11 protein-coding genes, 1 rRNA gene and 1 pseudogene are annotated in these 11,833 nt (G+C 40.2%); 2 read left to right on the top strand and 11 right to left on the bottom strand.

What is annotated here, in order from left to right; genetic code table 11:
• Nucleotides 1-47: 47 nt before the first annotated feature.
• On the bottom strand, nt 48-1,139 hold the full coding sequence (hisC, locus tag MF4642_RS11055) for a histidinol-phosphate transaminase (RefSeq protein ID WP_078426248.1): 1,092 nt from the start codon (nt 1,137-1,139) through the stop codon (nt 48-50).
• Nucleotides 1,140-1,313: 174 nt separating this feature from the next.
• Nucleotides 1,314-2,615 carry a histidinol dehydrogenase gene (gene hisD / locus MF4642_RS11050; RefSeq protein WP_162494660.1) on the bottom strand — a complete coding sequence of 434 codons (1,302 nt, stop codon included), beginning with the start codon at nt 2,613-2,615 and terminating at the stop codon, nt 1,314-1,316.
• Between the two features lie 175 nt (nt 2,616-2,790).
• Between hisD and MF4642_RS11045 the strand changes: the two genes are divergently transcribed.
• Nucleotides 2,791-3,135: a nuclear transport factor 2 family protein gene (locus tag MF4642_RS11045; protein ID WP_078426246.1), complete on the top strand. Its 345-nt coding sequence runs from the start codon at nt 2,791-2,793 to the stop codon at nt 3,133-3,135.
• A 74-nt stretch (nt 3,136-3,209) separates the two neighbouring features.
• Here MF4642_RS11045 and hisG read toward each other — a convergent pair whose 3' ends face one another.
• From hisG to MF4642_RS11020, 5 genes are all read right to left on the bottom strand, one after another.
• Nucleotides 3,210-3,911 (bottom strand): ATP phosphoribosyltransferase, encoded by a 702-nt coding sequence (gene hisG / locus MF4642_RS11040; RefSeq protein ID WP_004984172.1) that lies wholly within the window; start codon nt 3,909-3,911, stop codon nt 3,210-3,212.
• The gene (murA, locus tag MF4642_RS11035; protein ID WP_005400214.1) at nt 3,908-5,167 is read right to left on the bottom strand and encodes a UDP-N-acetylglucosamine 1-carboxyvinyltransferase; all 1,260 of its coding nucleotides are present in this window, start codon (nt 5,165-5,167) and stop codon (nt 3,908-3,910) included. Before murA ends, hisG begins: the two co-directional genes overlap by 4 nt.
• Before the next feature lie 6 nt (nt 5,168-5,173).
• The gene (gene ibaG, locus MF4642_RS11030) at nt 5,174-5,425 is read right to left on the bottom strand and encodes a BolA family iron metabolism protein IbaG (protein ID WP_004695019.1); all 252 of its coding nucleotides are present in this window, start codon (nt 5,423-5,425) and stop codon (nt 5,174-5,176) included.
• A gap of 136 nt (nt 5,426-5,561) precedes the next feature.
• On the bottom strand, nt 5,562-5,894 hold the full coding sequence (gene hpf / locus MF4642_RS11025; RefSeq protein ID WP_078426245.1) for a ribosome hibernation-promoting factor, HPF/YfiA family: 333 nt from the start codon (nt 5,892-5,894) through the stop codon (nt 5,562-5,564).
• A gap of 171 nt (nt 5,895-6,065) precedes the next feature.
• Nucleotides 6,066-7,520: an RNA polymerase factor sigma-54 gene (locus MF4642_RS11020; RefSeq protein WP_078426244.1), complete on the bottom strand. Its 1,455-nt coding sequence runs from the start codon at nt 7,518-7,520 to the stop codon at nt 6,066-6,068.
• A 326-nt stretch (nt 7,521-7,846) separates the two neighbouring features.
• On the opposite strand from MF4642_RS11020, the gene MF4642_RS11015 reads away from it, so the two are divergent.
• Nucleotides 7,847-8,401 carry a DJ-1/PfpI family protein gene (locus MF4642_RS11015; RefSeq protein WP_078426243.1) on the top strand — a complete coding sequence of 185 codons (555 nt, stop codon included), beginning with the start codon at nt 7,847-7,849 and terminating at the stop codon, nt 8,399-8,401.
• A gap of 53 nt (nt 8,402-8,454) precedes the next feature.
• On the opposite strand, the gene MF4642_RS11010 is transcribed toward MF4642_RS11015, so the two are convergent.
• From MF4642_RS11010 to rrf, 4 genes and pseudogenes are all read right to left on the bottom strand, one after another.
• Entirely contained in the window at nt 8,455-8,766 is a 312-nt protein-coding gene (locus tag MF4642_RS11010; RefSeq protein WP_078426242.1) for an ankyrin repeat domain-containing protein, read from the bottom strand.
• 84 nt (nt 8,767-8,850) lie between these two features.
• Nucleotides 8,851-9,549, bottom strand: coding sequence for a tetratricopeptide repeat protein (locus MF4642_RS11005; protein WP_078426241.1), 699 nt, complete (start codon nt 9,547-9,549; stop codon nt 8,851-8,853).
• Nucleotides 9,550-9,893: 344 nt separating this feature from the next.
• Nucleotides 9,894-11,243: pseudogene (locus tag MF4642_RS11000) on the bottom strand (aromatic acid/H+ symport family MFS transporter).
• A 472-nt stretch (nt 11,244-11,715) separates the two neighbouring features.
• Nucleotides 11,716-11,830 (bottom strand): 5S ribosomal RNA (gene rrf / locus MF4642_RS10995).
• Between the last annotated feature and the right edge of the window lie 3 nt (nt 11,831-11,833).

The following is an 11,833-nucleotide window of genomic DNA, read 5'->3' as shown; positions in this document are numbered from 1 at the left end:
TCACATCAGTGAAGGTTCACTTTTCAAAGATCACAACTGTTGAAAGTTTATTTTAAAATATCATTTTTCAATGTATCGACTAAGCGTTGATTTTGTTCATCAGTTCCAACCGTGATACGTAAAAACTGGTTAATACGCGGTTTATTGAAATAACGCACAATAATGCCTTGTTCACGTAATTCAGCCGCTAATTCACCTGCATCTTTGCTAGGTAATGATGCAAAGATAAAGTTGGCACTCGATGGTAAAACGTTAAAGCCCAGCGCGGTCAATTGTTCAACCAAATGTTCACGGCTTTGAATTACTTTTTGATTTTGTGCTTCGAAATAAGCTTGATCTTCAAATGAAGCGACCGCAGCAGCTATCGCAAAACGGTCCATCGGATAAGAGTTAAAACTATTCTTCACCGCTTCAAGTGCCGCAATCAAATGCGGTTGAGCAATCGCAAAACCAACACGTAAACCCGCCAGTGAGCGAGACTTAGACGTGGTTTGGCACACCACCAAGTTCTCATATTTTTCCACCAAACTGACTGCCGATTCAGCACCAAAGTCGACATAAGCTTCATCAATCACCACCACTGAATTTGGATTGGCTTGAAGTACTTCCTCAATTGCTGCCAAACCAATATCTATACTAGTTGGCGCATTTGGATTGGTGATAATTATGCCGCCATTGGCTTGTTTATAGTCATCCACCACAATTTCAAAGTCATCATTGAGTGGCAAAATTTTGGTTTCGACTCCAAAGAATTGGCTATAAACAGGATAGAAGCTATAGGTAATATCAGGGTAAAGTAAAGGCAGTTCTTGCACAAAAAAAGCTTTAAAAATATGTGCTAAGACTTCATCTGAACCATTGCCGACAAAGATATTATCAACTGCAACATTTTGTTGTTTCGCAATCGCCTGCTTTAACGCAGAAGCATCTGGATCTGGATATAAACGCAGTACATCTGCTGAGTTTACCAAGACTGCTTGAACAGCCTCCACCACTTTTGGTGAGGGTGGATATGGATTTTCGTTGGTATTGAGCTTCAATAAATTTTGAATTTTCGGTTGTTCACCTGGCACATACGGTTCTAATTCACGTACTTCAGGACTCCAAAAACGCATTTGTTCTGTAGTGATATTTGACATTGACTATCTCATTTATGCACTCAACTTACTTGTATGTAAGCCCTCTCCTTCTAGGAGAGGGTTTGGGAGAGGTTTATGATGTCCCAAACTGAATTAAATATTTTCCTCTCTCCTAACCTCCCCCATAGGGAGAGGAACATTCATTACTGAACACATGAGGGATCTAAATTTATATTATTGATAACGATAACGTGCCGAACGCGCATGCGCATCTAAGTTTTCTTGTTGCGCTAAGATATCCGCGGTTTTCGCCAAAGTTTTCACACCTTGCTCAGAGCACATAATCAAACTTGAACGTTTTTGGAAATCATATACACCCAGCGGCGAGGAAAAGCGTGCGGTACCTGAAGTTGGCAAAACGTGGTTGGGCCCTGCACAATAGTCACCAATCGCTTCTGGGGTATAACGCCCCATGAAGATTGCGCCTGCATGACGAATATCTTCAGCCATTTCCTGTGCTTCATCTAAGCAAAGCTCTAAATGCTCAGGGGCAACTTGATTAATCAGCTCAACTGCTTCAGCGCGGTCTTTCACAAGCACTAATGCGCCACGATTGGCAATCGATGTACGCGCAATCTCCGCCTTAGGTAAAGCTTGCAAATGCGCTTCAATAGCCAGTTCCACTTCATTTAACAACTGTTCATCCGGTGTAATAAACACCGCTTGCGCCACAGTATCATGTTCAGCTTGAGACAATAAATCCATTGCCAGCCATTCTGCGTTATTCACGCCTTCGGCATAAACTAAAATTTCAGATGGCCCTGCAATCATGTCGATACCGACTTGTCCGAATACTGCACGTTTCGCTGCAGCCACAAAACGGTTGCCCGGTCCCGTAATCTTATCTACCGCTGGAATCGTTTCTGTACCATAGGCTAAAGCCGCAACTGCTTGTGCCCCACCAATGGTAAAGACACGGCTGACACCAGCCAAATAAGCTGATGCTAATACCAACGGATTCAACTCACCATTCGGTGCAGGCACCACCATAATAATTTCAGGTACACCCGCCACATGCGCAGGTACAGCATTCATCAGTACAGAAGACGGATAAGATGCCAAACCACCAGGTACATAAATACCAACGCGATCTAAAGGCGTTACTTTTTGCCCAAGTGTGTTCCCCAAGGCATCCACATAGGTCCAACCTTCCTGTTTTTGCGCTTGGTGAAACTCACGAATACGGTTTGCAGCAAGCTCTAACGCCTCGCGGACTTCGGTACTCAAACCCTCAAAAGCGGTTCTTAATTGTTCTTGGGTCAGTTCTAAATCTGAGAATTGATGCGCGGGATGTCGATCGAACTGTTGAGTGAGTTTAAGAACATGAGCATTACCATGCTGACGAACATCAGCGATGATTTGATCTACGGTTTTTAAAAGTTCTGGGTCACTCACGGTTTCAAAAGCCAACAAATCAGCAAAGACTTGTTTAAAGTTCTGATCTTGAGTCGATAAACGTCGCATCAATTTATCCACAATGAAAATAAAGGGAAGCTTTAGTTTACCTTGTTTCCTGTATTTTGTGGGCAACAATCCTCCAGCTAAACACGGAGTGTAATGAAAAATTACTTTTAACTTCATCGGTAAATGAATGTGATCATGATTTTTAAACTAGAATTATTAAACATGACTAAAAAACAGGCAAAACAAGATGACCCTCACGGACATAGCCACATACTTTTCAACGGGGCAATTTAGTCGAATCCAACAGCATTTTTCAGAAACCATTACATGGGAAATTGTGGGTGAACAACAGCGTTCAGGTTTTGATCAAGTGCTCAAGCATTGCCAGTCTATCGAGCATTATTTTACGACGGTCGCGCATGAGTTCCATATTCAAGCAATTCATCAAACGGGTCATCATGTGATTGTTCAAGGTGAAGCGCAATTTCATGACACCCAGCAGACATCCCGAATTTCTGCTTGTGATGTCTATACTTTTAACAATTTTAATCAGTTGATTCAAATTCAATCCTATTGTATTTCAATTCCATAAAAATATATAAAAATGAGCAGGCACAAAAAAACCGCCATCATCGATAGCGGTTTCTTTAAACAAAAAAGATCAACTTATTTGTTTTTTAACGCTTCACGTTCAGCAACTGCTGTTTCTAACTGTGCAAGAATTGGGTTTAACAATGCTTGCTTACGTTTGAAACTTGCCTTGTTCACGATCAAACGTGAAGACACTTTACAAATTTCTTCCAAAGGTTCTAAACCATTGGCACGTAAAGTATTCCCAGTATCGACCACGTCAACAATGTAATCACCCAAACCCACCAACGGTGCAAGTTCCATTGAACCATACAACTTAATCACATCGACTTGCTCACCTAAGCTTGCATAGTACTGACGGGTTAAGTTTACGTATTTAGTGGCAATTTTTAAACGCCCTTTGGGACGCTCCATGCCAACTTTGCCCGCGGTCATCAGTTTACATACTGCGATTTTTAGATCGAGCGGTTCATAAACGTTTTGCGCGCCATGTTCCATAAGCACGTCTTTGCCCGCAACACCAATATCAGCCGCACCATTTTCCACATAGGTGGGTACGTCAGAAGCACGTAAAATTAAAATACGGACTTGTTTATGGGTGGTTGGGAAAATTAACTTACGTGATTTATCGGGATCTTCCAGTAAGTTAATTCCAGCCGTTTCAAGTAAAGGCAGGGTTTCTTTTAAAATACGACCTTTACTCAATGCCAATGTTAAACCATGATCAAAATTGCCCATTACGTCAAAATTTGGATCATCGTTTCTCATATCGCTCATGAACTTACTCGCTTAATTTGGGCGCCTATACCTTGTAATTTCGCTTCGACATCTTCATAACCGCGATCAATATGATAGATACGATCAATCAGCGTCTCACCATCCGCAGCAAGCGCAGCTAATACCAGAGAGAAAGAAGCGCGTAAATCTGTTGCCATCACAGGTGCAGCAGAAAGTTTCTCTACACCCGTCACGACAGCATCATTACCTTCGACCTGAATATTGGCACCCATACGTGACAATTCAGGTACGTGCATAAAACGGTTTTCAAAAATCGTTTCAGAAATGGTGGCAAAACCACGACCAATGGCATTGACCGCCATAATCTGTGCTTGCATATCGGTTGGGAAGTCTGGATGTGGAAGCGTTTGGAAACTCACTGCTTTCGGGCGTTTACCCATCATATCAAGCTCGATCCAATCATCACCACGGGTCACTTCCGCGCCCATTTCTTCAAACTTTTCTAAGACCGATTCCATCAACGTTGGATCAGTATGTGTAGTTTTTACACGACCACCGGTAATGGCCGCAGCAGCCAAATACGAACCTGTTTCAATACGGTCAGCAACCACAGCGTATTCACAGCCATGTAGTTTTTCAACACCTGTTACCACTAAGGTATCAGTATCTAAACCTTCAATTTTTGCACCCATCGCGATCAACATTTTCGCAAGGTCCGTAATTTCAGGTTCACGTGCCGCATTACGAATCGTAGTCACGCCTTCTGCCAATGCCGCAGCCATTAAGATATTTTCGGTACCACCCACGGTCACCATATCAAAAATGACTTCACCACCTTTCAGACGGCCATCAACTTTAGCGTGTACATAACCCGCTTCAACTTCAATCTCTGCACCTAAAGCTTCTAAAGCTTTTAAATGTTGATCGACTGGGCGCGAGCCAATCGCACATCCACCCGGCAAAGACACTTTTGCACTACCATAGCGCGCCACCAATGGGCCCAGCACTAAAATAGATGCACGCATGGTTTTCACCAGCTCATACGGTGCAAACTGATTATCCAGCGTTGAGGTATCCGCAGTAACCGTGTCACCTTCGTAGGTCATGGTAATGCCTAGACCACCAATCAACTGCACCAAAGTATTAACATCTTTTAAATGCGGCACGTTGGTGAGCTTGGTTGGGGTTTCAGGCAAAATCATTGCTGCAAGCAACGGCAAGGCAGCATTTTTAGCACCCGAAATACGAACTTCGCCTTCGAGCTTAGTGCCACCTTGAATTAAAAATTTATCCATCTAATTTTAAGCTCCGAATAAGCTTGCTTTACGCCATTCTTCTTTAGTCATTGCACGAATAGTCACCGCATGCACTTCGCCACTTGCGATATAAGAATTTAATGGTGCATAAACAGCTTGCTGACGTGCAACAGGACGTTTGCCTTCGAATTGGTCGTCGACAATACGTAAGTCAAACTTTCCGCCTTGCCCACTAACTGCAACTTCAGCTTCAGGAAAAGCAGCTTTTAAAATTTCAGTGAGCTGTTCACTATTCATCACAAAGACCTCTTATAGGACCAACGGTGTAAAAACCTGCCATTTTACTATAAATCTGAAAAATAAATCATAAACCCGCACACTTTATATATAAAAAAAGAGGTTTTAAAAAACCTCTTTTTGCATAAAAAACAAACTAAATGGCAATAGGTTGGTAAACCTGCTGCATTTTACGGTGCTTATCGAGCTGTCTTTTTAGTTTTTCTGATAATTTTTTAATCGACGTATACATATCATCTGCTGAAGCCTGAGCAAAAAATTCAATGCCTGGTAAACGGATAATTGCTTCTGCAATATGATTGCTACTGCCTTTTTTAGTATGTTTATCGACCTGATGATCCTTGGTTAATTTCACCTGCATACTGTTCACCTGATCAATATGCTTGGTCATTTCTGTAAATTTGCAGCGAATGGTATCTTCAATAGCTGGGGTAATGCTCAAATGATGTCCACGAATTGTTATTTGCATATATCTATCCCTCACCTTCATTAGGATTAATGAGGAAAAGCCAAGACGATTTAATGACTGCAAAACAACCAGCGCGCATAGAAACATCAAATCATTTTAGCCATTCCTTAAAGAAAAAAGAGGTTCATTATGTTGTCATAATGAACCTCTAGAATAGTCAGATTTTAAATTTTAGATCAAGACTTTTCGTTCAGAAGATGACGGAATATGTAACGATTCGCGATACTTTGCCACTGTCCGACGCGCTACATCAATTCCATCGTCCTTTAACAGATTGGCAATTGCGTTATCAGACAAAGGCTTACGTGCATTCTCTTCAGCAATCAATTTTTTAATCTTGGCGCGAATTGCAGTTGAAGATGCCTCACCGCCTGACGTAGTCCCCACATGGCTTGAAAAGAAATATTTCAACTCGAACAAGCCGCGCGGCGTCAGCATATATTTGTTCGTGGTCACCCGAGAGACGGTCGACTCATGCAATTCAACTTCTTCTGCAATATCTCGAAGTACCAAAGGCTTCATCCCTTCAGCACCAATTTCTAAAAATGCACGCTGATGTTCAATGATACACGTCGCCACTTTCAGTAAAGTTTTATGGCGTTCATCGACACTTTTAATAAAGTTCTTCGCATCCAACATTTGATTACGTAAGTATTGATTATCTTCACTTTGATCTGCGCGCTTAATCATATTGGCATAAAACGAGTTCACACGAAGTTTTGGCATCACATCAGGATTTAAAGCCACTTGCCATTGTTCGTTTTTCTTCATTACCACGACATCAGGAATTTGATAATCCGAGTCTTTATCTTCAAACTCAAGTCCTGGATGTGCTTTTAGCGTTTTCAATAAATCAACCGCGCACTTGAGCTGCTCTTGATTTAAACCCGTTTGTTTAATCAGTTTCGCTAGTTCATTGCTGATCAATAGTTCATAGTTTTTCAGCAGATTCATGGCATCATTTCGACATGCGGTCTGCATCGGCAAGGCTTCCAACTGTACCATTAAGCACTCTGCAAGATTCCGCGCCCCAACGCCAAGTGGGTCTAAACGCTGAATATGCTTGAGCACCACAACCACTTCGTCATCTTCAACTTCATCGTCATAGTCCATGCTTGTTAAAAGATGTTGAACTGAAGTCGTTATTTCTGAAATATCACTGTCTAAAAAACCTTTATCGTCCAACGAGTCAATAATGCAATAAGCAATCAACATATCTACTTGTGAAAAATGCAACAGATTGATTTGCTCCAGCATATGTTCTTTTAAGCCCAAATGACCTTGGCGATTATCTTCTCGCTCTTCAAATTCTGCCGCGCCCAAACTGGTTGGTTGATGCATATAGACATCATCCCAGTCGGTATCGACGGGTAAATCATCGGGTAAATGGTCGGCGTTGAGTTCGTTGGTCAAATCTTTCTTATCCTGTTCTTGCTCTTGCACACTGGATAAGCTTTCGATAGATGACTGTTCTTCTACTTTTTCTAGGAGCGGGTTGCTGTCGAGTTGAATCTGAATTTCCTGTTCAAGTTCAAGGCTCGACAATTGAAGCAATCGAATAGCTTGTTGTAATTGGGGGGTTAGCGACAAAGAGTTCGAAACTTTCAATCCAACCGATAACTTCATAAAACCCTACTCGTCAATACAACTATTTTTAAAGCACGCTTTATAAGCAATTTTTGTGCCGTTTTATTTTTTATAGCATAGAAAATTCAAAAAACCTACATTTTTTGAGCAGATTGTTTTTCATTTCCTATCCAATTTCGAACTTTATGAATGTCTTAATGCATATCAATTATTGAAAAGGATTATTAATACCTTCACACAGTCCAGAATTACACGAAACACTGCATCGGCTACTTTCACTTACCTACAAGAGTCCGTTAAATAAAAACATCTGAATCATGCTGCTTTGTTAGGCTAAAGCATAGACATTTTTTAGGGGGGTTTATATGACTCAAAAAGTATTGTTTATAACCTCAAATGTAGGCGTAGAGCATTATGAGCTAATTCAGCCTCTCCATTTTCTACAGTCCAAAGGCATAGAATGCATTCATGCCGCGATTGAAGCTCACGATGTTCGAACTGTCAAAATGGACTCAGAATCGGCAGCAAGCTATCCTCCAGACGTCGATTTGGATCATGTTCATTATGACGACTACGGTTTGCTGATTATCCCCGGCGGTGCAGTTAATGCCGATCTATTACACCAACACCCCAAAGCGCTCGAAATTATCCAAAGTTTTAGCAACCAAGCCAAACCAATAGCTGTGATTTGTCATGCGCCTTGGGTTTTGATTAATGCTGAACAGATTCAAGCTAAACATCTGACTTCGCATCAAAGTATACGACTCGATCTGGAAAATGCAGGTGCTATATGGGTCGATGAAGCCGTTCACACATGTAATGTAGGTGGTTGGACACTCATCAGTTCACGTAATCCAGAAGATCTTCCCGCTTTTACTCAAGCGATATTGAAAGAACTTGAATCCAATTCGTCCATTTAAGATGCCAAAAAAGAGCCTGATATTGAGCAGGCTCTTTTATTCATTTTTAAAAGTTACAGACTTTTTAAGTATTCAATAATTTCTACTTGTTCTGCCATTTCAGCCAGTTGAAGCGCAGTATATTCACCTCTGTAATGGACATTCGCACCTTTTTCAACCAGTAGTTTTACCACATCTAGATAGCCATTTTCAGCCGCCGCTTGGAGAGCACTATAACCCTCATCATCAGTAGAGTTCACATCTACACCATTGGCGAGACTTTTTTCCACTTCAGTAAGTTCACCTAAAGATGCCCAATACACCAGTTCAGGTAAATGCAGTTCATCATCGTTTTCAGGAATTGGGGAGAATGAGTTGAGTTTCATAGCAAATATCTCATAATAAATTAAGATGAAAAATCAAAAATACACAATGATGACTTTCTGGCACGCATATTGAATTAAAGCCATCTACTTTTCGCTTTCCTTATATTGCAGAAGAATAGACTTAGCAATTGTTTGGCCTTGCTGCTTTTGCGCTGAATCTAATATCTGATCAAAATTTTTCAGATTCAGCTTTGCCTCAGAATTGCCACTTTCTGCAGCTAAATAAATCCATGCATACCCAATAATAAAATCTTTTTTTATACCTAGGCCTTGCGCATATAGAAGTCCAATCTCATTATAAGCAGGAGTATGAAATTGTTCAGCTGATTTCAAATACCATAAGAGCGCTTTAGGAAAACTTTGTTGAACATATTCCCCTTTTCTATACATTTGCCCTAAATTAAATTGAGACTGCGCATCGCCTACTTGAGCAGCTTTAATCTGATATTCCCAAGATTTTTCCATATCCTTTTTAACACCTTCCCCTTTTGAATACATAACAGCTAAATTCGAAAGAGAAGGCGCATAATTTTGATTTGCAGACTGTGTAAATAACGCGGCAGATTTGGCTAAATTCTTTTTAACGCCATATCCTTGATAGTACATGCTTGCTAAATAATGGATTGCTTGAACATCTCCTCTATCTGAGGATTTTTCAAACTCTTTAACAGCCAATGTATAATTTTTCTTAGAATACGCTGTTAAACCGTCCTCTACGGAACAAAATGCCGAACTTGAGAAACAAAGAAAATTTAAAAATACTAAGATGCTTATATTCTTCATTTAATCCAGATCCTGAATTCATTAGTTTTTGATTGAGTTTCAATACTTTTTAAAATTTAATCCGCATATAAAAAGCATCCTGACCATTTAGATCAGGGTATTTAGGAATAATAGGCTGATGATGATTTACTTGCAGATGAGCCACCCCGCCAGTGCCAGCACAGCTAAGATTTTTCACCTCGAAAATCCAGAAAAATTAAATTTTTCCATTAATACAATGGTAATGCATTCTCGATCAAATTTTAACAGAACTGAATTCCTGGCATTGCCTTTTGCCCGCATGCGATCAGCAATAATGCAAAAAAGCCCCCAATAACTGGAGGCTTCTTTTATCAATTTCTGCCTTAAGCCTTGGCCGCCGCTGGCGAACCAGACTTAAGCTTTTCAGATTCATCCTCATGCATAATCAGTCCAACCGCAATAGCAGTAATCAACACAGGTAAAACCACTGCAATAAAGTTAAAGTGTGCAGGCAAATTCATTCCCAACAAACTACCAATTAAAATTGGTCCAATGATTGCACCCATACGACCAATCGCAGACGACCACCCAATCCCAGTTGAACGAACAGCAAGTGGATAGTACTGAGCGACATAGCTATAAAGAAGCATTTGCGAACCAATGGATGCAGCACCCGCCAAGAATACTAAAATATATAAAAGGAATTGATTCAATTGAAAGCCCATCAAGCTCATTACAACTGCACCCATCATACCCAAGCACATGAGTACAGGTTTCAAATGGAAACGATCTGCCAAGATCCCTCCACCCAGAATACCAATCACAGCACCAATGTTCATCACCATCATAAACATCAAGCTATTGTCCATTGAGTAACCTGCTGCCATCATTAACTTCGGCAACCAACTGCTTAAAGCATACATAGTCAGTAGGCAGGTGAAGAATGCCAGCCAAAACAACAAGGTATTTACCGCACGGCCACGCTTAAATAAGCTCATAACATTTGCAGACTCTGGTACATCAACCTGATGCAACTCAAAAGTTGTATCTTCTTTTACCGTTACTGCTGGTGCTAAACGACGAACAATTTTACGTGCTTCCGCCTGACGGTTTTGTTGCACAATAAAAGTCAAAGACTCGGGCAAAAACTTCCAAATAATGGCTAGTAACAACAATGGAATACCGGCAATAAAGAACATAATTTGCCAACCAAAACTTGGAGTAAACCACGCACCTAACAATGCAGCCATTACACCACCCACAGCATAACCACTAAACATTGTGGTTACTAAGGTACTACGCATTTTTTGTGGTGCATATTCAGATGTCAGCGCAACAAGGTTTGGCATTACCCCACCAATTCCAAGTCCCGCAAGGAAACGTAAAACCGCAAATTCCGTTGGATTTGATGCAAAACCACCTGCACAGGTAAGCCCGCTAAAAAGCACAATACAGATCATAATGACTTTTTTAAGGCCAATTTTATCCGCCAAAGAGCCGAATATCATTGCACCAAACATCATGCCTGCTAAAGCGGTACTTGCAAGCATACCCGCCTGTACAGCACTTAAGCCCCAGTCTTCCATTAATAATGGCAATACCACACCATTAATTGCCAAGTCATAACCATCAAATAAAATAATTAGTAAACACCAAGCAACAACTTAAAAATGGAAACCCGAAAATTTTGCACGATCAATAATATCATTCACATTAACTGCTTTAGCTGACATTATTCACCTCCTATGAGCTATTATTTCATTGCACTTTAACTAGCGCCCTTCAGTTTTTATAATGTGCTAATTTAGCCCAAACAGAAGTCATTCACCAAAGTAATTTGGTGTTATATTCACACAACTTATAGTGATATAAAAATTCAACATTAGTCTAAATAAATGATTTAATTCGCATTAAAAATAAATAAACCAACTATTAATACTCGATTTTCTTATAAAAAATAAAATAAAAATCAATAATAAAAGCCTAACTTAAATTAGATATAAATATAGTATTTAGCTGATAGTAAAAATTAATTCAAAATAGGAATAAAAAATATAAAGTTTAATTTAAATAATAATTATGACTATTTAGGGCATTTTATTTAAGTACGATAAACCTCAATTAGACGATTGATTCCTTTATTATTTAACCTTCCAGCATAAAAAAATCCCCCTAACCGTTAAGTTAGGGGGATTTGAATTAATGAGCTGGCGATGACTTACTCTCACATGGATAACTCCACACTACCATCAGCGCTAAGAGGTTTCACTTCTGAGTTCGGGAAGGGATCAGGTGGTTCACTCTTGCTATTGTCGCCAGCACA

The organism is Acinetobacter sp. MF4642, from assembly GCF_002018925.1.
Taxonomy (GTDB): Bacteria; Pseudomonadota; Gammaproteobacteria; order Pseudomonadales; family Moraxellaceae; genus Acinetobacter; species Acinetobacter johnsonii.
The sequence above is the reverse complement of the archived record's forward strand: the minus strand, read 5'-3'. Positions and strand labels throughout refer to the sequence as shown.

Bases quoted from the DNA above. Each gene is read 5' to 3' on its own strand.
- hisG (WP_004984172.1), bottom strand. From the start codon at position 3,911: ATGAGCGATATGAGAAACGATGATCCAAATTTTGACGTAATGGGCAAT.
- hpf (WP_078426245.1), bottom strand. From the start codon at position 5,894: ATGCAAATAACAATTCGTGGACATCATTTGAGCATTACCCCAGCTATT.
- hisC (WP_078426248.1), bottom strand. From the start codon at position 1,139: ATGTCAAATATCACTACAGAACAAATGCGTTTTTGGAGTCCTGAAGTA.
- MF4642_RS11045 (WP_078426246.1), top strand. From the start codon at position 2,791: ATGACCCTCACGGACATAGCCACATACTTTTCAACGGGGCAATTTAGT.
- MF4642_RS11020 (WP_078426244.1), bottom strand. From the start codon at position 7,520: ATGAAGTTATCGGTTGGATTGAAAGTTTCGAACTCTTTGTCGCTAACC.
- MF4642_RS11005 (WP_078426241.1), bottom strand. From the start codon at position 9,549: ATGAAGAATATAAGCATCTTAGTATTTTTAAATTTTCTTTGTTTCTCA.
- MF4642_RS11010 (WP_078426242.1), bottom strand. From the start codon at position 8,766: ATGAAACTCAACTCATTCTCCCCAATTCCTGAAAACGATGATGAACTG.
- MF4642_RS11015 (WP_078426243.1), top strand. From the start codon at position 7,847: ATGACTCAAAAAGTATTGTTTATAACCTCAAATGTAGGCGTAGAGCAT.
- ibaG (WP_004695019.1), bottom strand. From the start codon at position 5,425: ATGAATAGTGAACAGCTCACTGAAATTTTAAAAGCTGCTTTTCCTGAA.
- murA (WP_005400214.1), bottom strand. From the start codon at position 5,167: ATGGATAAATTTTTAATTCAAGGTGGCACTAAGCTCGAAGGCGAAGTT.